This is a genomic window from Fulvivirga sp. M361, assembly GCF_007097395.1.
Lineage (GTDB): Bacteria > Bacteroidota > Bacteroidia > Cytophagales > Cyclobacteriaceae > Fulvivirga.
In genome coordinates, this window is the sequence record NZ_VKDC01000005.1 from 248,954 (window position 1) to 271,193 (window position 22,240).

Annotated in this window: 22 protein-coding genes and 1 riboswitch; of the genes, 14 read left to right on the plus strand and 8 right to left on the minus strand. The window is 40.3% G+C overall.

All coding sequences use genetic code 11. The annotated features are described in order from the left end of the window. The first annotated feature begins 110 nt into the window (after positions 1–110). The 5 genes from FNH22_RS06255 to FNH22_RS06275 all read left to right on the plus strand — a co-directional run bounded on the left by FNH22_RS06255 (position 111) and on the right by FNH22_RS06275 (position 4,279). The gene (locus FNH22_RS06255; RefSeq protein ID WP_143397482.1) at positions 111–491 is read left to right on the plus strand and encodes a BlaI/MecI/CopY family transcriptional regulator; all 381 of its coding nucleotides are present in this window, start codon (positions 111–113) and stop codon (positions 489–491) included. Then, positions 488–1,735, plus strand: a complete 1,248-nt coding sequence (locus FNH22_RS06260; protein ID WP_143397483.1) for a M56 family metallopeptidase — start codon at positions 488–490, stop codon at positions 1,733–1,735. The genes FNH22_RS06255 and FNH22_RS06260 overlap by 4 nt, the downstream gene beginning before the upstream one ends. A 123-nt stretch (positions 1,736–1,858) precedes the next feature. Then, positions 1,859–2,785 (plus strand): AraC family transcriptional regulator, encoded by a 927-nt coding sequence (locus FNH22_RS06265; RefSeq protein WP_143397484.1) that lies wholly within the window; start codon positions 1,859–1,861, stop codon positions 2,783–2,785. Positions 2,786–2,948: 163 nt separating this feature from the next. After that, complete coding sequence (locus FNH22_RS06270; protein WP_143397485.1) at positions 2,949–3,131, plus strand: hypothetical protein; 183 nt, start codon at positions 2,949–2,951, stop codon at positions 3,129–3,131. Between the two features lie 35 nt (positions 3,132–3,166). Then, positions 3,167–4,279, plus strand: a complete 1,113-nt coding sequence (locus FNH22_RS06275; RefSeq protein WP_143397486.1) for an aldo/keto reductase — start codon at positions 3,167–3,169, stop codon at positions 4,277–4,279. A gap of 86 nt (positions 4,280–4,365) precedes the next feature. On the opposite strand, the gene FNH22_RS06280 is transcribed toward FNH22_RS06275, so the two are convergent. The 4 genes from FNH22_RS06280 to FNH22_RS06295 form a co-directional block, all read right to left on the minus strand. Next, on the minus strand, positions 4,366–4,578 hold the full coding sequence (locus tag FNH22_RS06280) for a hypothetical protein (RefSeq protein ID WP_143397487.1): 213 nt from the start codon (positions 4,576–4,578) through the stop codon (positions 4,366–4,368). Next, positions 4,575–4,892 carry a DUF3817 domain-containing protein gene (locus FNH22_RS06285; RefSeq protein ID WP_143397488.1) on the minus strand — a complete coding sequence of 106 codons (318 nt, stop codon included), beginning with the start codon at positions 4,890–4,892 and terminating at the stop codon, positions 4,575–4,577. The genes FNH22_RS06280 and FNH22_RS06285 overlap by 4 nt, the downstream gene beginning before the upstream one ends. A gap of 2 nt (positions 4,893–4,894) precedes the next feature. After that, a complete protein-coding gene (locus FNH22_RS06290; protein WP_143397489.1) occupies positions 4,895–5,359 on the minus strand; it encodes a hypothetical protein in 465 nt (154 codons plus the stop codon). An 84-nt stretch (positions 5,360–5,443) separates the two neighbouring features. After that, the gene (locus FNH22_RS06295) at positions 5,444–6,358 is read right to left on the minus strand and encodes an AraC family transcriptional regulator (RefSeq protein ID WP_143397490.1); all 915 of its coding nucleotides are present in this window, start codon (positions 6,356–6,358) and stop codon (positions 5,444–5,446) included. Between the two features lie 775 nt (positions 6,359–7,133). On the opposite strand from FNH22_RS06295, the gene FNH22_RS06300 reads away from it, so the two are divergent. The 5 genes from FNH22_RS06300 (at position 7,134) to FNH22_RS06320 (ending at position 12,740) form a co-directional block, all read left to right on the plus strand. Then, entirely contained in the window at positions 7,134–7,415 is a 282-nt protein-coding gene (locus tag FNH22_RS06300; RefSeq protein ID WP_143397491.1) for a type II toxin-antitoxin system RelE/ParE family toxin, read from the plus strand. Positions 7,416–7,419: 4 nt separating this feature from the next. Continuing rightward, positions 7,420–7,716, plus strand: coding sequence for a HigA family addiction module antitoxin (locus tag FNH22_RS06305; RefSeq protein ID WP_143397492.1), 297 nt, complete (start codon positions 7,420–7,422; stop codon positions 7,714–7,716). 257 nt (positions 7,717–7,973) lie between these two features. Continuing rightward, positions 7,974–9,152, plus strand: coding sequence for a DUF6786 family protein (locus tag FNH22_RS06310; RefSeq protein ID WP_143397493.1), 1,179 nt, complete (start codon positions 7,974–7,976; stop codon positions 9,150–9,152). Positions 9,153–9,360: 208 nt separating this feature from the next. After that, positions 9,361–10,533, plus strand: a complete 1,173-nt coding sequence (locus tag FNH22_RS06315) for a hypothetical protein (RefSeq protein WP_143397494.1) — start codon at positions 9,361–9,363, stop codon at positions 10,531–10,533. Between the two features lie 245 nt (positions 10,534–10,778). Beyond that, positions 10,779–12,740, plus strand: coding sequence for a TonB-dependent siderophore receptor (locus FNH22_RS06320; RefSeq protein WP_143397495.1), 1,962 nt, complete (start codon positions 10,779–10,781; stop codon positions 12,738–12,740). 178 nt (positions 12,741–12,918) lie between these two features. Here FNH22_RS06320 and FNH22_RS06325 read toward each other — a convergent pair whose 3' ends face one another. Continuing rightward, positions 12,919–13,320, minus strand: coding sequence for a hypothetical protein (locus FNH22_RS06325; protein ID WP_143397496.1), 402 nt, complete (start codon positions 13,318–13,320; stop codon positions 12,919–12,921). 244 nt (positions 13,321–13,564) lie between these two features. Beyond that, positions 13,565–13,655, plus strand: a riboswitch (TPP riboswitch). A 94-nt stretch (positions 13,656–13,749) separates the two neighbouring features. Here FNH22_RS06325 and thiC point away from each other — a divergent pair. The 4 genes from thiC to thiD all read left to right on the plus strand — a co-directional run bounded on the left by thiC (position 13,750) and on the right by thiD (position 17,958). Beyond that, complete coding sequence (gene thiC / locus FNH22_RS06330) at positions 13,750–15,615, plus strand: phosphomethylpyrimidine synthase ThiC (RefSeq protein WP_143397497.1); 1,866 nt, start codon at positions 13,750–13,752, stop codon at positions 15,613–15,615. Between the two features lie 6 nt (positions 15,616–15,621). Then, a complete protein-coding gene (gene thiM / locus FNH22_RS06335) occupies positions 15,622–16,431 on the plus strand; it encodes a hydroxyethylthiazole kinase (RefSeq protein WP_221420225.1) in 810 nt (269 codons plus the stop codon). A gap of 7 nt (positions 16,432–16,438) precedes the next feature. Continuing rightward, positions 16,439–17,083, plus strand: coding sequence for a thiamine phosphate synthase (gene thiE, locus FNH22_RS06340; RefSeq protein WP_221420226.1), 645 nt, complete (start codon positions 16,439–16,441; stop codon positions 17,081–17,083). A gap of 71 nt (positions 17,084–17,154) precedes the next feature. Continuing rightward, the gene (gene thiD, locus FNH22_RS06345; protein WP_143397499.1) at positions 17,155–17,958 is read left to right on the plus strand and encodes a bifunctional hydroxymethylpyrimidine kinase/phosphomethylpyrimidine kinase; all 804 of its coding nucleotides are present in this window, start codon (positions 17,155–17,157) and stop codon (positions 17,956–17,958) included. A gap of 49 nt (positions 17,959–18,007) precedes the next feature. Here the strand turns inward: thiD and FNH22_RS06350 are convergent, their stop codons facing one another. Genes FNH22_RS06350 through FNH22_RS06360 form a run of 3 tightly spaced genes read right to left on the minus strand, consistent with a single transcriptional unit; the run spans position 18,008 to position 21,986 of the window. Then, positions 18,008–18,412 (minus strand): GNAT family N-acetyltransferase, encoded by a 405-nt coding sequence (locus FNH22_RS06350; protein WP_143397500.1) that lies wholly within the window; start codon positions 18,410–18,412, stop codon positions 18,008–18,010. A 48-nt stretch (positions 18,413–18,460) separates the two neighbouring features. Further along, entirely contained in the window at positions 18,461–19,195 is a 735-nt protein-coding gene (locus tag FNH22_RS06355) for a DUF2490 domain-containing protein (protein WP_185154100.1), read from the minus strand. Positions 19,196–19,235: 40 nt separating this feature from the next. Further along, the gene (locus FNH22_RS06360; protein ID WP_143397502.1) at positions 19,236–21,986 is read right to left on the minus strand and encodes a PAS domain S-box protein; all 2,751 of its coding nucleotides are present in this window, start codon (positions 21,984–21,986) and stop codon (positions 19,236–19,238) included. Positions 21,987–22,240 lie beyond the last annotated feature (254 nt).

Below are 22,240 nucleotides of genomic sequence, written 5' to 3' on the forward strand. Positions count from 1 at the left end.
TTTGGTTCGCAACCCTAATAATTGTATCAAAAGGAAATTTAAATAATATCTACTAAAAAATTAGTAGATCTACTATATTATTAGTAGAATTGATAGACTTAAGAAAACATATGGAATTAGAACTCACTAAAGCAGAAGAAAAAGCCATGAAGATCCTCTGGTCCATCAAGAAAGGATTGATCAGAGAAGTTGTAGAAAAATACGATGATCCTAAACCAGCCTATACTACTGTAGCCACTATATTCAAGATACTCGAAAAGAAGGGTTTCGTGGGTAGAAAGCCCATCGCCAATTCGCATGAGTATTATCCTCTTGTTGAGCGGGCAGAGTATACCAATGGCTTCATGAAATCATTCATCAGAAATTATTTTTCTAACTCTTTCAAAAGTATGGTATCTGAATTCAGCAACAAGGAAGAACTTTCCACGCAGGAAATGGAGGACCTTATTGCTCATTTTAAAAGTAAAATTGAAGATAAAAACAAAAAATGATGGAAAGCTATTTGTTGAAATCAAGTATCGCACTTATCATCCTTTACATTTTATATCAATGGATACTAAAATATGGGTCCAATCATCAGCTCAATAGATTTATTGGTCTTTCATGCCTGATGTTTTCCGCTGGATTTTTGTTTGTTCCCTATGACCTTTTCCTGCCGGCAGTGGAATATTCCACAGCAATTTATACTGTGGTTAAAAACTCGGCTGATCTCCAGGAAGGGTTCACAAAGGTGGTTTCGGGAGAAATTTTCAGTATTCATTTGATCATCTATTTCATGGGTGTAGGTCTGTTTTCTGTGCGTTCCCTTGTGGGACTGGTCACACTGGTCCGCCTTTACATCGGTGCTGAGAAGTCCTTTCGATGGGGATTTAAGGTAGTTAAGATAAACAGGCCAATAGCTCCATTTACTTTTTTTAATAGGTTGTTTATCGGCCAGCATAGCTTTGAAGATGAAGACATAAAAGCACTCATCATACACGAACAATATCATCGGGATCAATATCATTCTATTGACGCACTGATTACGGAAGTTTTCTCAATAATCTATTGGTTTAACCCAGCGGTATGGCTCTTTAGAAGAGATATAAGGGCGGAACATGAGTACATGGCAGATCAACAGGTGCTAAGAAAGGGTTATGACCAGCTGAACTATCAGCACCTTTTATTTCAGGCACAAACGGGCGTCTCTTTATCTCTGGGTAATTATTTAAGTAATACAACAAGTTTAAAAAAGCGATTCAACATGATGAACAAAAGAAAATTCAATACCAAAAGAAGCTACCTCCATGTAGCAGGTTTTTCACTTCTTATGATTGCTCTGATGGCTTTAAGCGCTTTTTCAGAACAGTACATCGGTCAAATACCTGATAGGTTACCTGTCTATGAGGAAGGAGAAAATGCCATGTATGACAAATTAGGTAAAAGCATGGTATACTCTGCCAGCGCCAGGCTACAAAAACGTTCTGGCTTAATATATGTGTCTTTCAAGATCAACGAGAATGGAGAAATGGAAGATATAAGAGCAGAGCAAAGAGGAGATAACTTGTTAAAAGAAATCGTTATAGTAGGTTATTCTAAGGTAGAATCAATGGCAAAACCTACCAGTCTCAATGAAGACGATAAGAAAGAAGTCATTCGCGCGGTTAAAACCCCCGGTAAATTCATCCCGGCAGAAAAAGAAGGCAAGCGTGTCAGCTGTGTATTGAACTTACCTATCCGGTTTAAATTAGGTTAAAACAACCTGTTACACACAGAACAGGAGTAGGTATATGAAAAGAATTGCAACCCCATAGAAAGTTATGTGTTTTAAATAGTGTTGATCCAACTCCATCAATACCTGGCTTAACGACATGTTGGAATGAAAGAATTAAAACATTTCTCCACCCTCGCCGCATATTGCAAAGGGATCAATATCTCTCCTCCCAGGTGGGAGTTATTTGATATAAGAAGCTTTGAGGAAAATATGAAAACGGTGCATCCTAAGATGCTACCCTTTAAACATGAATTTTATGCCATTGCCGTAAAAATAGAAGGAAGCGGTATTGTGTCTGTCGGGAATTATAAAACCAAAGAAGTAGAGGCAACCGTTTTCTTTAACTCTCCCTACCAAATATTGCATTGGGACATTGCACCGGACTGGAAAGGTTTTTATGTCATCTTTTCGGAAGAATTCTATGCCAAAAAACAAAAACGGCTTACCGAAGAATTTTCTTACCTGTTAGTGGACAACACTATACCCCTTGAACTAAGCCGGGAGCAGGCCAATGCCTTTTTATCTACATTTCAGGACATCTATAGTGAATTCCATGCTGACCTGCACGGAAACAAGGAGATCATTCAAAGCTACCTGGACATACTATTGCGGAAGGTATCCAGGCTTTTTAGTGATAAGGCAAAAACACACGCTCTTACTTACGGACAAAGAGATAACGATCTCAACCTCGTAAGCCGTTTCAAAGCGCTGATAGAAACCAGTTTTTACCCTGACCAGGACCTTCAGAACGCATCACCCCATCAGGTACAGTTTTATGCCAATGTATTGCACATTCATCCCAATCACTTGAATGCAGTCGTTAAACGGATTACAAGCCATTCCGCCTCAGAACTTATTCAAAAGCATGTGATGGCGCTGGCCAAATCAAAGCTCAGAAACTCCGATAAATCCGTAAAAGAAATTGCTTACGAATTGCATTATGCTTATCCGAATCACTTTACTCATTTTTTCAAAAAACAAGTGGGTATAACCCCTGTGGCTTTCCGGGAACAGCATCATCGAACAAAATAACCTGAAAAACAACCTAAAACCCCGGATCTTCTTGTACTCCCCCACTCCAAAAGTCCACTTTTCTTTTGTGCCTTTGAAATGTGTAGCTCATGCAATGAATTGCGTAGCGACAGGGCCAAAGATTGCCGGTAAACTTGTACTGTCACCAACAAACGCAATCAATATGAAAAATATCGGAACGATCGTAGCGCTGGCATTGATCATAACAGCCTGCAATACTAAAAAATCATACAAAATGGAAAACCAAAACATACAACCTGCGGCAATCACGGAAGCGAAAGAAGCTGTGAATAGTGCCATCAACAAGGTGGCTGCCTACCTGACAGGTTCAGGTATCAACAAATAATTTAAACCAAATTCAAACCACAAAATAAAATAATCATGTCCTTAGATAAATATTATACCCTGGGAAAAACAGGTTTAAGAGTCAGCAGACTTTCACTAGGCACTATGACGTTTGGTTCCGAATGGGGCTGGGGGGCCGAAAAAAGCGGCGCCAAAGAACTGTTTGATGCATATATAGATGCCGGAGGAAATCTCCTGGACACGGCTGACCTATACACCAATGGCACCAGTGAGCAATGGCTCGGTGAATTCATAAAAGACCGGTCTTTAAGAGATAAGACGGTCATTGCATCTAAATTCAGCTATAATGCTGAATCGGGAAACCCTAATGCCGGGGGTAACAGTAGAAAGAACATATTACGCGCCGTGGAAGGCTCCTTAAAAAGACTGGACACTGACTATATCGACCTATACTTCCTGCATACCTGGGATACCCTGACCAAGCCGCAGGAAGTGATGCGAACACTTGACGACCTGGTTTCCTCGGGCAAAGTACGTCACATTGGCCTATCTGATGTTCCGGCCTGGTATGCTGCGAAAGCACAGACCATCGCTGAATTCAGAGGATACGAGCCTGTATCAGTCTTACAAATGGAGTATTCTCTGGTGGAAAGAACCATAGAAAATGAATACATAGACCTGGGACAGGATTCAGATATGGGGATAATGGTCTGGAGTCCATTGGCCAGTGGCTTACTCTCCGGCAAATACAAACCTTCGGCCAACAAGGTATCCGGTGAGGGAAGGCTGGCCACCGTAGCAGGTTCAGGTAACCCGGCTTTTGAAAAGTTTACCGACAGAAACTGGGACATCGTAAGTACACTGGAAAAGGTAGCCAACGAGATCAATCAGCCTATGGCATCTGTCGCCATTAACTGGGTGGCCAACCGTCCGGGCGTGGCTAATGTAATTTTGGGAGCCACCAAACTGAAGCAGTTAGAACAAACGATGAAAGCACTAGACTTTGATATACCTGTAGCGTTAATGGAACAACTGACAGAAGCGAGTAATGTCCCGGCATCGTTTCCTTATAGCTTCTTTACACCTTCCATGCAATCCATGCTTACCGGGGGTGCTAAAGTGGGGGATAAACCTGCTGGTTATCGAAAAAACACTTTTATTGATGCTGCACCTGCAGGTTTGGAATAACAAGATGCACTCGGAACTAAAGTGAGGTCCTCGGATCTCATTTTGGTTCTAATCGTATTCTCTTCACTGTTCAAGGCCCACTCTCTTCATTCGAGTTCTTTGCAAGAAAAACCCAACTGATTCAATCCGGCGCAGATCTTTTCAGCAATGTCCTGTCTACTTTCAACACGTAGGATATTATCACAATCTTCAAAATCAAAATTCCACTTACTACTATCCTGAATTAAGGCATTTATAATCTGCTCCACCTGGTTCAGGTGTTTGTTGGTTATGGAAGTTTTAAAAACGTAAACATTCATTCTGCTTCTTTTTGATACAGTGATTTTAAGATCTTATAATCAATATAAAAAGTACCAAACGGGACTAAACCAGCCAACAAAACTTTCCAGGTGGTTCTTTTAAATTTCCAACCTTCTTCTATACCTGTGCTAACCGTATTGAGCACAAACAATAAAAACAATGCGCCATGGATCGGCTCTAAAAGTTTTGATACCATAGGAAAATCAAAAACCCTTTTCAATGGCACAGCGACAAATAGTAAAAGAATAAGAGATGTTCCTTCCAGAATGGCAATGAAACGCAGTCTCCCTATCGTTGATCTCAGTAACGACATGGTCAAAAAATTCGGATATAAGGCCTGTTTACTATCGGTGAAAAAGGCCAGGGTATGGAGATGAATATAATTAAAAGCGCCAGTGAAAACCAAATCAGCATGGTTCGATACTTTTCTTTGTCCGTAGCTTTCCGCTTGGCTTTGGCTGAACCAATGGTCAGAACAATAATGGCTGCAAGCATCAGAAGAAAATGATACAGACCGAAGAAAGACAAATCAATTGTTTCTAATGATACTGTAAAATTAGAAAAGAAGTATTTCACAATAGGGCTCTCAGCATACAAAAGCATTCCAATGATCAGTTGGACATGAGCAATGGTAGCCGTCCAATGCCGTATCTTGTTGTCAATAGCTGAAAAGGGAGAATTTGCATAATACCCTTTAAAGGCTTTGTACACTGAAAAAATTAAGGCAAAAAGAACCAGCCAACGGAAGATGGAATGGAGTACCAAGAGTGTTGAATACATAAAATGGCTATTGAGTATTACTATTTTTCATACTGCCAAGTTGAGTTTAAAATGTAAAATACGCTAGAACAGATAGGGCAATAATTAGCACTTTTCAATCATTCTCTTATATTCGGTAGGAGACATACTTTCCATTTTTTTGAAGAACCGGCTGAAATAAGATTGGTCTAAAAAGCCCAGTTCATTGGCTATGTCATAAATGGTCATGTCAGTTTGGTAAAGCAAGTATTTAGCTTCTGTAATTTTGGTTTCATAGAGTAGTACAGAGGCAGACCTGCCTGTTACATTTTTCACACACTTGTTCAAATGGTTTGGACTTGTATTTAGTAAGGCCGCAAAATCTGCCACTTTTAGGTTTTCTTTTACCTTTTCATAAATCATTCTTTTGAATCGTTGAACCATGTAAAATGATGCATTTTTTGATTCGTTAGCCTGTTGGCTAATAGATGCCTTTATTTCAAAAAGCAAAGAATATAAGTAGGAATGTACAATATCAAAGTTGGTTCCGGTTTTTTCTACGTACGTTGAATGCAACCGTTGAAAGACCTGTTTAATAAGGGGTAATATTCTTGTGTCAATGTCAACAACTGAATTTCCCCAAACATTCAGAAAATCGAACGTGGAAAGTAAGGATTGATTTCCATACTTTCCAACGAGCATATCAGGGTGAAAATGAAACGCAAACCCCTTTAACTCTTCATCCATGCGTTCTATTGAGAATATATTTCCCGCCTGCATAATTACCAACTGACCACGGCCCACCATGTATTCCTGAAATCCAATTTTTGTTTGGTAAACACCTTCTTCAACTAATATCAAGGTATGACAATCTTCCCTTGAAGGGGGAATTGGGATTTTTGTAAATGGAATAACATCCTGGATCTTTACACAAAAAAAATCATTAAAATTTTTCTTAAATATTTCATTTACAATAGGGTTACGTTCCAGAAAAGTATCCCGGAAGCGATCCGTGCTGTATGTTCTTATTGGAGAGTTCAACTTAGTTTTCCGGATTTTTCACTTCACCTTTTTATTTATACTAAAAATTCGCATGCTACAATGATCACTCATAAATAGTAATTATTCTTGAGTGTCTTACTTTCTTTCTATTCATCGGATAAATCCCCGTCAGGTTCTTCATGCGCATAATTTCTTAATTTCAACAAAAACTTAATATACAGTGTCACAGGTGCCCGGTATTTTTATTAAAATGGAGTATTTTGATTTGTTTCAATCTCAGTTTTTGAAGTATTCCTTCTTAATACCAGTCATCTTTTCAACAAGTCAGGGTTGATAATGTAACAGCTATAGCATTAATTTTGATAGATTCCTTGTTATTTGAAGAGCTTAAGCTGCTCACCTGTTATTTTGGGTTTTCTTTGTCTGTTGACGTACTACAATTGACCTACAGGCTTTGTGTTAACGATCACTTTGGTAGATCCTTCTAGATATTTGTATTCTGTCCGCTTGAGTCCACCAGTGGGTTAAATCAGCTATCTTGCGTTCTATAGTGCTATAACGATAGGTTACTATAGTGAAGCGTGTTCGCAAGGAATTCAAAGACACCTTTACCATAGAACGCTCTATCGGCCCTTAGTAACTTGCTCTTCTTACTTTTCATCCTTTAAACAGTGTCTTAAAAAAAGGCAGAAAGTTGTTGGTTGTGTATGCAACACCATTTCTTAACCAAAAGTTGGAAAAGTAGTACTTTCAAAATAGCCGTTGAAAGCTGAATAATAGATAATATAAAATATTTATACTATATTTGTTTTATATGATTAGTAGCTTCTCCTGTAAAGACACAGAAAAAGTATTTAAAGGTGAGTACACCAAAAAATGGGATGCTAACATTCGAAGGAAAGGACAAATAAAGCTGGATATTCTGGATGCAGCAATTTCTTTAGAGGATCTGAAAGTGCCTCCGGGGAACAGGTTACATGCACTGAAGGATAATCTGGCTGGTTATTACTCAATTAGCATAAATATGCAATGGAGGGTTATTTTTATATGGGAGGATAACAATGCCTCAAAAGTTAAAATAATAGATTACCACTAAGAATATGAAAGAGTTTTTAAATGTACATCCAGGTGAGGTTCTAAAAGAGGAATTCCTGGAGCCTATGGGGATCACAGCTTATCGTTTGGCCAAAAGCATAGAAGTGCAGCAAATCCAAATCAGCAGAATCATAAAGGGTGAATTAGGGATCTCGGCTGATATGGCCACACGATTAGGCAAATTTTTCGGTAACTCAGCCGAGTTTTGGATGAACCTTAACAGAAATCATGAACTAAGGAAAGTAAGACATGAGAATGAGGATATCATTAATTCAATCAAATGCTACAAAGAAGCTTCTTAGTTGCATTAAACCTTAAAGTAGCTATGAATTTGGACTGAATATAAAAATGTACGACTCAAGCAAAGGATTTTTCCGGAGTTACAAATGTGGAATGATCAACTGTTCTAATAGGGTAAGGCTCACAATAGCTTTTTTGACTGGCTCAACAAGACAAAACAATTCCTGATCAATGAATATCGATCAAGCGATCATATATTCAGTCAATAAGCTATAAGCTCTACAGAGTATAGGCTGTAAGTATCAAAAAAGTCACAAAAATGAAACACTTCTTTTTGCTGTTTTTTATAGTCTTCACCACAGGTTGTACACTTGACACACATTACAGTTACAAAAATGCATTGGATCAATTCAGCCGGGAAACGGAAGTCATTGAACTCGTCACGAACAATGGAATGTCCAGGTTAATGATCTCACCTGAATTACAAGGCAGAGTAATTACAAGTTCTTTGGGTGGATTAAAAGGGGATTGTAATGGATGGTTTGATAAACAACTACTGGAATCAAAAGCCAGGCCTATCAGCGGGATTGGAGGGGAAGACAGAATATGGATAGGACCGTTAGGGGGACAGTTCTCATTCTACTATCAACAAATTGAACCTCTTTCCGAAGAAAACTGGTCAGTGCCGAAAACTATGAATGCCGAAGCTTTTAAGTTGGTAAGAAAGACCCATGATCAAGTGGATCTACAGAAAGAAATGAAATTGGTCAATTTTATAGGAACGGAAATTAAGTTAAAAGTTAATAGAAGCATACAAATTCTTGATAGATCCGACATTCAAGATAATCTATCGCTGGACTTCGGTAACGACATAGCCTTTGTCGCTTTTGAAAGCTCTCACTCGATCGTCAACCTTAATGGTAAGGCGTTACAAAAAGAAACAGGGTTGATTTCTATCTGGAACGCAGGAATGTTTGAAGGGAGTGACCAAAGCGTGGTAATTGTTCCTTTAAAGGGAAAAGCAAAATTGGGTAAGATCTATCAATACATGGGGCCACTTGATTCGAACCGATTGAAAATAAAAGACCAGGTGCTACTATTCAAAGCCGATGGCAAGTACAGAAGTAAAATTGGAATTCCCCCGGGTTTAGCGCCCTCTATCTACGGTTGCTATGCTAAGGACAAGCAACGATTAACGATTGTCCAGTATCAAAAGACGAGCGACAGTTTATATTTTAACTCAAAAGTAACGGTTCAGGACGATCCCTATAAAGGTGAAGCCATTCCAATTTACAATAATGGTCCTATGGACTATACTCCAACAGAAAACGTAAGCTTTTTTGAACTGGAATCTACCTCAGCCATGCGCGAATTATTACCCCATGACTCCATTACCCATTTTCACAGGGTATATCATTTTTCCGGAGCTCCTTACGAATTAAATAAAATAGCACGTCGCCTCCTGGATATTGATTTAGGGGATTGTTCATTTTTTTGATCGAAAACGGTCATAGGTATGATGCTTTGTTGAAAACATGAATAACCAAATAATTGGCACAAAGAGAAGTTTTATTAACAATAGAAGTTATTTTCATCATCATACTTGTTTTTAAAATTCCGGGTCAATTATACTCCTAATGAGGCCTCTTTAAAACACAGTCAGGTTATAAGCTATACCGCTGAAAAGGAATATTTTAGAACGTCACATGGATACAGAATACAAAAAATCAATATCGGCAAGAGTAATTGCACTCGCTACTTCTATATTCCTTCCGGGATTATTTGGATGGTTATCTTATTCTACACTAAGTTCAGAACCACTTGAAATAATATCGCTGGTTTCTCTCTTAGTCTTTATAATCACAGTTGTTATATCATTTTATTCAATCATTGATGCATTCTGGTCCAAATTAATTATTGAAAATGACCGGATAATGATCATTAGTTTTTGGGATAAAAGAGAGCTGTTTTTTGAGAACGTGGATGGAATGAAATATGAGGAAGGTAAAATTCATTTTTTCCCTAAAAACCAATCCACTAAAAAAATAAAGATAAGCGATAGTTACAGAAATAAAGAAGAGTGGTTTGAACTACTGGCAAACAAAACAAGGGATTTAGATAAAGAAATATATCAAAAGGAAAAAGAAGAGTTATTTAACGATCAGAATTACGGGAAAAATCTTGATCAGAGAGCGGAGAAGATCAATAGAACCAAACAAATCACTAAATTTTTAAACTATTGCTCATGGGGAGCTATCATTTGGTTATTATTTCACCCTGACCCGTATACGTTGGCCACTGCGGTTAACATCATCCTGCCTACCATCGGGCTTTTTCTAGTAGTGGCTAATAAGAGCCTTATTAAAATCTATTATGATAAAAACAGTCCCTATCCTTCGCTATCAACAACGTTGTCAATGCCACCAATGGCATTAGTAATCAGGGCTATAATCGATTTTAACATTATCGACTACCAAAATGCCTGGAGGTATGCACTAATACTGTCTCCACTTTTATTTTTAATGATTATTATTGGAACCAGGAATCAATTCAGGGCAAAAAATAAAATGGAGGAATTGGGCGGGTATTTGATCACTGCACTCGCTCTGGGGTTCTTTACTTTTTACACTTCCATCATGATCAACTGTACATACGATGACTCCTGGCCAGAGCAATACGCGGCAATAGTAGACTATAAAGAAATTGAAGAAGACAATGATTCGCCTACAACATATCTTCTGACTATTAGCCCTTGGGGCACAATTGAAGAACAAATGGAAGTGAGTGTTTCAGAAAGGTTATATAATGAGGTGGCAGTAGGAGACGAGGTTTTTGTTAATCTACATCAAGGACTCCTGAATATACCCTGGTTTTTGTGACTTCAAAGTAGACCTGTTTGAACTTTATTTATCTTGTTTTTCTATTAGTATTATAGCCCTTTTACAAGGGCTAATCTTTATCAGGTATCACCTTTTGAAGCTACGTATGACTTGTTTTGAATACCTCAAAATAATTTATCTCACGTGACATAAGTCATACTACCTACTGAAAATTAGGTAGTTATAAGGATGGAAATAGTTGAATACTCAATCTAATTTTGGACTTTGACCAAACGAGATATGTGATGAGAGGTAATTTTTTAAAGTTTTTTTCGATAGTAGTTTTGATTTTTTATAAGCAATTAGCGTATGCTCAGGACACAGACTTATTAAGTCTGAGTTTAGAGGAGCTTATGAATATCGAGGTGACCACAGCATCCAAAAATGCAGAAAACATATTTGACGCACCTGGAGTAATGACGGTAATTACCTCAAAAGAGATTGAGCAATTTGGTGCCAATAATTTAATTGAGCTTTTTGAACGTGTTCCCGGACTTATTCCGATGAGTTCTTATTTTTTTCCCAACAATATGCTGAGTATCCGGGGTGATTTACCAAATCATAACGATAGTCATGTTTTAATCCTAATCGATGGAAGGCCTATAAGAATGACAAGGGTCGGGGGTATTAATCACGGTATATATACTTCTTACCCTGTTGCAAATATCCAGAGAATAGAGATCATTAAAGGACCAGGATCGGCACTTTACGGGTCAAACGCGTTTGCAGGAGTCGTCAATATTATTTCTAAGAAAGCAACAGATTCTACCCTGGAAGCACGAGTTGGTGGTGGATCCTTCAATACAAAAAAAGGTTCTGTCATCGCGGGTAAATCTTTTGGAGACCTTGGAGCCACTGTAGCGCTCAACTATCTGGAAACTGACGGGTGGGAAGCAACGATGACCGACGAGTTAGGTTCATCCAACGTTACCCAGGCCGGAGAAAAGAATGTGGGACTTACAGCCAATTTTGATTATAAAGGACTTTCACTCAAATCTTTTCTGTCTTTCACAGATGCAGATGTCTTAGGGCCGTTCCCTAAGTTCCCACAGCATTCTTCCCGTCTGGACTCCAGAATGTTAGACCTGGGATACGAATACAACTTTTCCGAAAATTGGAATATTAATGCTAACATCACCCATAATGGATTCAACTGGGATACCGTTAATGACTTCCCTGGTAGTGACCCGGATAATATTCCATTATCAGAAAGTACCACAAACGATTACCTGTTTGAGGTGTCTTCCAGAAGGTCTTTCATGAACAACCGTATTAATGTATTGTTGGGCGGAACCGGATACAGTATTACAGGAGATCAAGGTGACAGCTACTCCGTCTTTTGGTGGAACTCGTACTTTCAGGCTGACGCCAGGTTACATGATAAGTTTAAATTGATACTGGGCGGCCAATTAAACAAACCTGAAAACACGGATATCGATTTTGTTCCCCGGATCGGAGGTATTTTGAACGTCACTGAGAAATTAGGCGTTAAAGCACTTTGGGGCCAGGCGTTCAGGAGCGGGTACATTACTGAGCTTTTCGTGGACGTTCCAATTCTCCAGGGTAACCCTGACTTAGAGCCTGAAAAGGTCTCAAGCCTTGATCTTCAAGTATTTTACAAAACCAACAATTTCCAGGCCAGCGCTTCCTACTACGCGAACAGACAAAAGGACCTGATAGACCGCGTACCGGTAGCAGGACAAAGTTTTCAAACTTTTATTAACCAATCTGAAAGAAACATCAATGGATTCGAATTTGAATCGAGGTTTGCCGCCAATTCAGGCTTGCTTGTGCTGGCAGCATTTAATTACATGCACAATGAAGACGGCATGACAGGTCAGGAAGGTGTAACGTTTGCGCCTGACTACACGATTAAAACTGGTATTTCCTACCCTATCACTAATGGACTGCAGGTGGGTGTTAACTACAACTATGTAGATGATTTTGGAAAAGTTTCACTAGTGAATCCGGGCGTTAGTACTGTAAATACTGAAGCCGATGGATACAATTTAGTTTCATTCAACGTAAATCTTGATTTTCCAAAGCTATTTAAGAGTGAAACAATGCCTGATTTGAAATTGCAGCTATACGGTACTAACATCTTGGCAGAAGATATTTATATCCCTGAAACTACCAGAAAACAAATTAACACGATACCCTATAAAGCAGGAGCCGGATACCATGTTACTTTGATCTATCAATTATAAAAGGTTTCATCGGACCATTGCTTTGGTATATAAGAACAATAAAGAAGCTGAGCCTGAGTTCAGCTTCTTTTGTTACTTGAGGTGATCAGGTTGTTTCAGAACACCCGTAGTTATTATTGATGATCACTATTATTAATTACTGTCCCGTTTTAATGACACTTATCTTAAAGTACTTCATTCAATGAAAATGCCTTACCCCTTCTTTATTAAACAGTGTCTTTCTGAATTCGCCAGGTTTTTTATCATTCATCAATTCCAGGCCACCCTTTTCTTTTATAAGTTCAGTAAAATGATCTTCCCTCAGATCATATTGTTCCCGGTCCGGGTAAGTAGTAATAAGAATAAATTGAAAAGGGGCTTCTTTATCAGAAGGTGTTTCCAAAAACTGGAAGGAAGCTATGTAATCCTTTTTCAGAGCCATCTCCCTTAAGACTTTCCAGTTATTCTGATAGTAGAAAATGGCCTCTTCTTTGTTACCACCAAGGACTTCAATAAAATCCATGGTGGAAATCCTATTATCATGTTGGGCATAACTTATGGCGCTAACGCCTAAAAGAACCATTAACAGTTTGAGTTTCATATCCTTTTTTGCTGAACGTACAGCTAAATATAGTGGCTTCACAGCAACTTTGAAAGACTACGGGAACAGATGGGAAGTTTATATTTATTAGTTCATACAAAGCAGTTGTAAAATCATAGTAAAGCCGTTATGGTGAGATTTTGATCGGGTATTTGGGTAGAAAACCATACCGCATTGTCCAAATTGAATAAAGAAGAGTGAAGATGATGTGATAATAGTTTTTTTCGAAACACATTTTGCCTAATTTCACAAAGAGGGGTGCCAACATCCGGCTGAGATCATACCCATTGAACCTGATCTACATAATGGTAGCGAAGGGATTGATAGATATGCTGTTTGCTATGAACAGCCATTTTAGTTGTAAGTAAATCTATTATGTAGCGTCCGGGTGTTAGTACCTCAATCGTATTGAGTTAAAAACATTTTATTATGGACACTACTACACAAAACGGTAAAAGTATATCAACCGCACCATTCCCAAGTTCTAAAAAAATATATGTCCCCGGAAAGCTCCATGACATAAAAGTGGCGATGAGGGAAATCACCCTGCACGATACCAAATTAAAATTCAATCCGTCCGCTCCGTCAGAAAAGAACCCACCTGTCACAGTTTATGATACCAGTGGCCCTTATACGGATCCCAATATCAACATAGATGTAAAAAAAGGGATAGAAAAACTACGAACCACATGGATCGAGAAAAGAGAGGACACTGAGGTACTTGACCGGTTCAATTCGCAGTATGCTATCCAACAACTGGATAATAAAGCCTTGGATGCTTTGCGGTTCCAGCATATTGAAAAGCCAAGAAGGGCTAAATCAGGAATGAACGTAACCCAGATGCATTATGCCAAAAAAGGAGTGATCACTCCTGAAATGGAATACATTGCTATCCGGGAAAATCAACGTATGGATACCATTCAGCAAATAACGCAACAACATAAAGGGCATAGCTTCGGCGCCAATACGCCCAAGGGTATGATCACCCCTGAATTTGTACGTGATGAAGTGGCCAAAGGGCGGGCTGTTATTCCTAATAACATTAATCACCCGGAAACGGAGCCTATGATCATTGGCCGGAATTTCCTGGTGAAGATCAACGCCAACATTGGCAATTCAGCGGTCACCTCCAGTATAGAGGAAGAAGTTGAAAAGGCCGTATGGGCTTGTCGCTGGGGGGCAGATACCATCATGGACCTTTCTACAGGCAAAAACATACACGAAACGCGGGAGTGGATACTCAGAAATTCACCGGTACCCATTGGGACTGTCCCCATTTACCAGGCGCTTGAAAAGGTAAATGGCAAAGCAGAAGAGCTGAATTGGGAGATATTCAGGGATACGTTGATTGAACAGGCTGAACAAGGCGTGGACTATTTTACGATTCATGCCGGTATCCGGCTCAAATATGTTCCTCTAACAGCTAAAAGGCTGACGGGCATTGTTTCTCGAGGAGGTTCTATTATGGCCAAATGGTGCCTGGCACATCATAAGGAAAGTTTTCTGTACACGCATTTCGAAGAGATATGTGAGATCATGAAAGCCTATGATGTTTCCTTCTCACTTGGTGATGGTCTGCGGCCTGGTTCATTAGCCGATGCCAACGACGCGGCACAGTTTGCAGAATTGGAAACGCTGGGTGAGCTTACAAAAATTGCCTGGAAACACGATTGTCAGACCATCATTGAAGGGCCTGGTCATATTCCAATGCACATGATAAAAGAAAACATGGATAAGCAGCTTGAAGAATGTGGCGAAGCCCCTTTTTATACATTAGGCCCGCTGACTACCGACATAGCCCCCGGTTATGATCACATCACTTCGGGTATCGGAGCAGCTATGATCGGATGGTACGGCACTGCAATGCTTTGCTATGTTACCCCTAAGGAACACCTGGGCTTACCCAATAAAAAAGACGTCAAAGACGGAGTAATTACTTACAAAATAGCTGCTCACGCGGCAGATCTGGCCAAAGGACATCCTGGCGCACAACACAGGGATGATGCACTGAGTAAGGCAAGATTCGACTTCAGGTGGGAAGACCAGTTCAACTTATCCCTAGACCCGGAAACGGCCAAAGAGTTTCACGATGAAACACTGCCCGCTGAGGGTGCTAAAGTGGCTCATTTTTGTTCTATGTGCGGCCCTAACTTCTGTTCTATGAAGATTACACAAGATGTAAGAGAATATGCAGCCCAAAATGACCTGTCAGTCAATGAGGCATTAGATGAAGGTATGAAAGAGAAGTCCAAAGAGTTTTTAACAAAAGGAGGCGAAGTCTACATCGATCAGTAAATCACCATGAACATAACGAAAGAAAGCGTATACCACCTGATCGAAAAGGTACGATCAGGTAACCCATTGGTACATAACATCACCAATTATGTGGTAATGAACAATACGGCCAATGCCCTTCTGGCGTTAGGTGCTTCGCCTGTAATGGCACATGCATTAGAAGAAGTAGAAGACATGGCTACGATAGCGGGCGCCCTGGTGGTGAACGTTGGTACGCTGGACACAAAATGGGTAGCCTCAATGAAAAAGGCGATGAAAAAAGCAGACCAACTTGAAAAACCCATTGTACTTGACCCGGTAGGAGCAGGTGCAACCTCTTTCCGTAACCAGGTCATCAATGAGCTGATCCAGACCTCCCATCCTACCGTACTCAGGGGAAACAGTTCAGAGATCATAGCAGTTTATGATCATTCGAAAAAGACCAGAGGGGTAGATAGCAGCGATCCTTCTGATACTGCCCTGGAAACCGCCGGCTTATTGAACCAAAATCTTGACAGCGTAATATGCATAAGTGGAGCAGTGGATTATATAGTAGACAAAGGTCGTATAGCCGAGGTACACAATGGACATGAACTAATGGCCAAAGTGACCGGCATGGGATGTACAAGCACAGCTATTATCGGAGCTTTTACAGCTGTTCATAGCGATTATTTTGAAGCCACGACAGCTGCAATGGCCTTGATGGGAGTAGCAGGGCAATTAGCGGCCGTTAGTGCAAAAGGCCCGGGAACCCTTCAGCTTCATTTACTGGATAAACTGCATAATATCACCAAAGAAGAATTCCTGGATACGGTCAAACTCAAAATCAACCACTGATCAGACGTTGAAAATCTCAAAAGACGATATTCGTCTCTGCCTGGTAACGGATGAAACAATGTATAAAGATGAAGACCACCTGGCACATATCGTTTCATCGGCAGTAGCCGGAGGGGTAACTATGGTACAGCTAAGGGAGAAAACAGCTGATACAAAGTCAAAGATCAGGAAAGGGCTGTTGTTAAAAAAGGTACTGTACACCAGTAGTGTTCCTTTGATCATAAATGATGATGTGGAAGTAGCTCTGACTGTAGATGCGGAAGGGGTACATCTGGGGCAATCTGATATGCCGGTAAACGAGGCAAGAAAGCTGCTTGGAAAAGATAAGATCATCGGAATTTCAGTAGAAAGCAAAGCACATGCCATTGAAGCAAATTCACTTCCTGTCGATTATGTCGGTCTATCTCCCGTCTTTCAAACAGGCACTAAAAAAGATATTGCTACCCCTCTGCATCTTGAAGGCGTACGAGAAATTACGGAACTAAGCCACCACCATGCCATGGGGATCGGGGGCATCCACCTTCAAAATGCCGCTGAAGTTGTCCGTGCCGGCGCTGATGGAATAGCGGTAGTAAGTTACCTGATGCAGGCAACTGATGTAAAAGAAGCCGCAAGATGCATGAAAGAAGCTATTGAAAAAGAGTGTATCTGAAATCGTTTTAGAATACATTGACTTCAAGCACCTGACATTCTGTGAACGACAATAAATTAGTTTTTTAGTATATGAAAACACATAAAAGGATTCTGACTATAGCCGGAAGCGATTCCGGCGGGGGTGCAGGCATTCAGGCTGACCTAAAAACGATCTCAGCTTGCGGAGGCTATGGTATGACGGCCATCACGGCTATTACCGCTCAAAATACCATTGGAGTACAAGCGATCCAGGCATTACCTGTTTCCATTGTTAAAAGTCAGATCGAATCTGTAATGAATGACATTGGTGTAGACGCCATAAAAATCGGGATGTTACACTCACCGGAAATCATTATGGCTGTCGCTGAAATGATAGAGCAATCAGGACCGGTAAAACTTGTCCTGGATCCCGTAATGGTAGCTACTTCAGGAGACAGGCTTTTAAAACAGGAAGCTATTCAAGCGCTTAGAGAACACCTGATCCCCAAAGCTGATCTGATCACACCCAATCTACCGGAAGCAGAGGTACTATTGGATAAAACGATACACCCCGGTGAAATAACATCAATGGCCTCGGAACTAGGTCGTATATCAAGAACTTCAGTCCTGTTAAAAGGGGGGCATTTACCCGGTTCTAACCTGGTCGACGTATTTTACGATATCAAACAGGATATGACTTGCTCCTTCCGGAGAAAACGGATCAACACGAAAAACACGCATGGAACAGGATGCTCCCTTTCGTCCGCCATAACAACGTATTATGCAAAAGGCACCCCCCTCCTGGAGGCAGTAACGAACGGCCTTGATTTTATAGAAAAAGCCATCGAAGCAGGCAGCGCATATCAAATCGGTAAAGGAAGCGGACCTGTACATCATTTTCATGCCTGGTGGTGAGTTCTTATGGGTAAATTTCAAAGCTCTGGTGAATCCTATTTATCAGGCTTCAGACCAGCTTTTCCATCACCACATAGTCCATACCTCCTCTGATGAATTTTATATTGGTTTTGGTCATTCCGAACCTTTCATAAAATAGTATTTTATCCGTCCTGGCGTTACACCAAACTCGTTTGACAGCTGTACCGATCAATTCCGACAGCACATGCTTCAACAAAATTGTTCCATAGCCCTTTCCCTGTTCAGAAGATAGTGTTGCAAATTTTCTGAATTGTACATTTTCATCTTCTACGAATAGGGATATTATGGAAGTAAGTTCATCTGCAACAAAAAGTCCTAAATGCCTTCCAAACTCATCTTCTTTCAATTTCACATAGTCGAATGGCTCATTAGGCCACATCACTTTGTGTCTTACTTCCCAGGTCAATTGATAGGGTATTTCTTTAATGAACATAATAAAAGTGGTTCAGGTATAAATCCCGTACATTACCCATCAGTGTTGTCATTGTTCGTCAGGCCTAAAATCCAGGTTATAAAATAGTGCTAACTGCAGTGTATGATTGATTTCCTGCCTGACTCCATCACCTTTAATGATCAATTGATTCAGATAGCCTGTCTGGATATTCATTTTACCCGTGAACTTGTAGCCAAGTGCAGCGTAAAGCCTGTTCTGTTCCATCACATTAGACGCTATATTCTTACCAAATCCAATGAATACTTCTTCATACATACTTATAAAAAAGGTATTAGGTTCAAGCGTCTTTTTGGCCAGAGGCAGTGTAGCCATGAAGCGATACCGGATCCTGTTTTTATACACCCTTTCATCTGATGTAGCACTTTCAATGAAACGCTGCTCCAATCGGTATCGATGGTTTAAATAAAACCTTCCACTGGTATGGTTCAAGGTGAGTGTCTGCCATATCCGGTGTTCATTCAGGTTCTTTACAATGGGCTGCTCACCATAGGGATATGAAACAATATAGCCATACCCGGCTGTAAGGGTATTTCGTTCCGATAGCTTATAATCAATACCTAACCTTATAAGAGATTGTTGCGACTCTTTTATGACCTCCGACCTTCTCCATTGATATTCGGTATGCAGCCCCCATTTCTCGCTGAGGATATGGTTACCAAAGTACATGAACCAACCATTCTGCTGAACAGCATTTTGTTTTTGCGACCATGCCATATTGGTGATCAAGCTCGCCAATATTAAACTAATAGCGACATATTTCATTTCTGAATTTTTAATAATAAGCATGTGAGTTCCAAAGTGGTCAGGCGTTTTTATTGTCAATAATCTGTGCAAACTTCACGGCCTTGTACGGCCTGCCTTTTGTATCGAATATAGGATTGTAGCTGCCACGAATCCACACATCAGAGCCATCAAACTTTTTACGCTTAAACTCACCGGTGAAGTATTCGCCATTGGCTAGCTGATCCCAGAATTTTTTATACTCTTCAGATTGCTGGTCTGCCTTAGCGACAAAGATACTATGATGCTTTCCGATGAGCTGGCTTTTCTCCTGGTATCCCATTGCTTCAACAAAAATTCTATTGGCATCCAGTATTTTGCCATGGACATCAAACTCAATGACGGCATTAGACCTGCGGATGGCAGTCAGCTGCCCTTCAAAGTCATTGGTCTTCAATTTCTGTTCGGTAATGTCCCGGGCAAATTTCACTATTTTATAGGGTTTCCCCTCTTCATTGAGAACGGGAGTGTAGCTAGCACTGAGCCATACATCTTTATTGTTTTTACCCACCCTGTTGAACTCACCCGTTTGTGCTATGCCATTGGCCAGGTCTCGCCAAAATTTAATATACTCTTCACTCTTGATGTACTTATCATCGGCAAATATACTGTGGTGTTTTCCCTTAACTTCTTGTAATGAGTATCCCATAGCATCCAGGAATTTTTTATTAGCACTTAATACAATCCCGTCCAGGTCAAACTCAACGGCGGCCATGGTGTTGTTAATGGCAGTCATTTGACCTTCAAAATCCATAGATACTACTTTCTGCTCTGTGATATCCTGAGCAAACTTGATTACCTTATAAGGAACTCCTTCCTTGTTGAGAATGGGTGTATAAGTGGCATTGAACCAAACGTTTTTCCCTGCCTTTCCAATCCTTTGAAATTCACCACTATGCGCTATACCCTGGTTAAGGCCTTGCCACAGATTTTTATAGGTATTACTCTGGGCTTGTTCGGGATCAACAAACATTCGATGATGCTTGCCCTGCACTTCGTCACCGGCATACCCCATAATCTTTAAAAAAGTCTCATTGGCAGCACTAACGATACCATCCATGGTAAATTCAATGGTGGCCATAGTATGATTTAAAGCACTCAGTTGGCCGCTCATTTCAGTGTCTTTTCGAGTCATTTCCTCCTGCGTAGCGGTCAGTTCTTCCATATTCTGACGCATCTCTTCTTCCTGAGTCTTTAGTTCTTCTGCCTGCTGTTGAGACTCATGCAAAAGTCTTTGTGTATGGGCGGTAATCCTAAGTTTTGACAAAGCACCGGCTATCTGCTCACAAAGTCTTTCAACAAAAGCTACTTGATAATCTTCTAAATCCTTAAAAGTGGCGATTTCCAATACCCCGTAAGATTCATCATTAGCCATAAGTGGGCAAACCATTATACAATTCGGATCAGCCTCTCCTAATCCGGAAGTAATCTTTAAATGACCAGCCGGGATTTCCTTGAGTAATATAAACTTACCTTCTAAATATACCTGCCCTACCTGTCCATCGCCAGGCGCAAATTGCTTTTTAATATATTTCCTGCGACCATACGCATAGCAAGCTGCCAAATCAAGAGTTTTATCTTTTTCATCTTCATTTACCAAAAACATGGCTCCTTGATTAGCATCAAGATATTTTATGACAAAAGAGACAATATCATTGTAAAACTGGCTTTCATCTTCATAGTCCTTTCTTAAAATATTACCCAGTTTAGCCATCCCGGTATTGACCCAATTGGACTTACGGTCTTCTTCCGCCACCGCTTGCAAACGGTCACGCATTTGTATCAGCGAATTTCCAAGCAAGTCTTTTTCACTGGCGGGCTCAAAGTCATGCTCAAATTTTCCATCGCCAATTTTCAAGGCAAACCGGCTGGCCTTTTTCATATTTTCACTTAGCCTGTCGGCTGCCTGGATGATCTCATCTAATTCATCGTTCGAAGAATTTCCATTTTCAGGCAGCTCACCCTTAGCCATAGTACCTAATAGCATTGTGGGTTTTTGTATGGACCTTCTCAAGCTCTTCAGTAAAATAAAGGCCAAAAAAATCACTACTATTGCACCTATGACAGAAACCACGATCAATGTGACATTAGAAGACACTATATTGTCTTCTACATTCGCACTATCTTCGATCAGAAACTCCTCTTGTGCATTGTTCAAAGGCATGAGCTCATTGCGCAGTTCCTTTCGTAAGGTAGAGGCATCACCTGCCACCATACGATTCAGTTCCATACTTAACTTATCAATTGCCTGAGCGTTGGCTATATACATTGCTATGCTCGCACTATCTGTGTTAGTCAGCTCATTGGAAAAATTTTTAAGTTCCTTCTCAAAAAATGCGTCAATATTTTCCTGGACTTCTGCATAGAGGGCCAACTTTTCCAATGCCTTATCAACGGCCTGGCGATGCTCCGCTACCCGCATCCGCTCTCTCAGTTTAGCCAGTTGCTCTGCCGCTGGTTTTATTTGACGGTCCCATACTTCCTGTCGCTCCTGTTTATACTTTTCTTGGCTTGTCATCAGGTAGGCCCGTTGAGAAGCAGACACCCGGTTAGCACCGCTGATGATATCTGCCGTAGTAATAGGAACAGGTATACGTAGTTCCCGGATGTCTTTCAGTACCCTCCGGGTACTTTGATTTTGCGTGACAAGCGTTACTGCGAGTATGCCCAATACAAGTAGAAAAACGGTTACAATCAGCACCATTTTATCTGTGATACGGCTCAGGTCAACCCACTTCTTTTTTTTGAGAGGCTTTATTTCTTTAGAATCCATACTATTATTTTTCTGCTGCCATAGACATAAAATACAAGGGGGACATTGAAGATTATTCGTGTGAGGTATTAATATAGATTATTAGACCATTGACTATCAATGACATAACTTCTATGCATCTGAGAGTAAAGATTGATAAGGACAAATACTCTTTTGGAATTCAACTTTCTTCCACGATCATTGTCGCTCACTCAGGTCTTCACGCACACTATAATTTACAAGGTGCAAGTTAGGAAGGAAGTCTACCGCTTACT

What these genes read in the sequence shown, in the direction of transcription:
- FNH22_RS06360 (WP_143397502.1), bottom strand. Translation starts at nt 21,986, where the DNA reads ATGGATTCTAAAGAAATAAAGCCTCTCAAAAAAAAGAAGTGGGTTGAC.
- FNH22_RS06255 (WP_143397482.1), top strand. Translation starts at nt 111, where the DNA reads ATGGAATTAGAACTCACTAAAGCAGAAGAAAAAGCCATGAAGATCCTC.
- thiM (WP_221420225.1), top strand. Translation starts at nt 15,622, where the DNA reads ATGAACATAACGAAAGAAAGCGTATACCACCTGATCGAAAAGGTACGA.
- thiC (WP_143397497.1), top strand. Translation starts at nt 13,750, where the DNA reads ATGGACACTACTACACAAAACGGTAAAAGTATATCAACCGCACCATTC.
- FNH22_RS06300 (WP_143397491.1), top strand. Translation starts at nt 7,134, where the DNA reads ATGATTAGTAGCTTCTCCTGTAAAGACACAGAAAAAGTATTTAAAGGT.
- FNH22_RS06350 (WP_143397500.1), bottom strand. Translation starts at nt 18,412, where the DNA reads ATGTTCATTAAAGAAATACCCTATCAATTGACCTGGGAAGTAAGACAC.
- FNH22_RS06270 (WP_143397485.1), top strand. Translation starts at nt 2,949, where the DNA reads ATGAAAAATATCGGAACGATCGTAGCGCTGGCATTGATCATAACAGCC.
- FNH22_RS06320 (WP_143397495.1), top strand. Translation starts at nt 10,779, where the DNA reads ATGAGAGGTAATTTTTTAAAGTTTTTTTCGATAGTAGTTTTGATTTTT.
- FNH22_RS06310 (WP_143397493.1), top strand. Translation starts at nt 7,974, where the DNA reads ATGAAACACTTCTTTTTGCTGTTTTTTATAGTCTTCACCACAGGTTGT.
- FNH22_RS06275 (WP_143397486.1), top strand. Translation starts at nt 3,167, where the DNA reads ATGTCCTTAGATAAATATTATACCCTGGGAAAAACAGGTTTAAGAGTC.
- FNH22_RS06305 (WP_143397492.1), top strand. Translation starts at nt 7,420, where the DNA reads ATGAAAGAGTTTTTAAATGTACATCCAGGTGAGGTTCTAAAAGAGGAA.
- FNH22_RS06325 (WP_143397496.1), bottom strand. Translation starts at nt 13,320, where the DNA reads ATGAAACTCAAACTGTTAATGGTTCTTTTAGGCGTTAGCGCCATAAGT.
- FNH22_RS06315 (WP_143397494.1), top strand. Translation starts at nt 9,361, where the DNA reads ATGGATACAGAATACAAAAAATCAATATCGGCAAGAGTAATTGCACTC.
- FNH22_RS06260 (WP_143397483.1), top strand. Translation starts at nt 488, where the DNA reads ATGATGGAAAGCTATTTGTTGAAATCAAGTATCGCACTTATCATCCTT.
- FNH22_RS06285 (WP_143397488.1), bottom strand. Translation starts at nt 4,892, where the DNA reads ATGTCGTTACTGAGATCAACGATAGGGAGACTGCGTTTCATTGCCATT.
- FNH22_RS06265 (WP_143397484.1), top strand. Translation starts at nt 1,859, where the DNA reads ATGAAAGAATTAAAACATTTCTCCACCCTCGCCGCATATTGCAAAGGG.
- FNH22_RS06290 (WP_143397489.1), bottom strand. Translation starts at nt 5,359, where the DNA reads ATGTATTCAACACTCTTGGTACTCCATTCCATCTTCCGTTGGCTGGTT.
- FNH22_RS06280 (WP_143397487.1), bottom strand. Translation starts at nt 4,578, where the DNA reads ATGAATGTTTACGTTTTTAAAACTTCCATAACCAACAAACACCTGAAC.
- thiD (WP_143397499.1), top strand. Translation starts at nt 17,155, where the DNA reads ATGAAAACACATAAAAGGATTCTGACTATAGCCGGAAGCGATTCCGGC.
- FNH22_RS06355 (WP_185154100.1), bottom strand. Translation starts at nt 19,195, where the DNA reads ATGAAATATGTCGCTATTAGTTTAATATTGGCGAGCTTGATCACCAAT.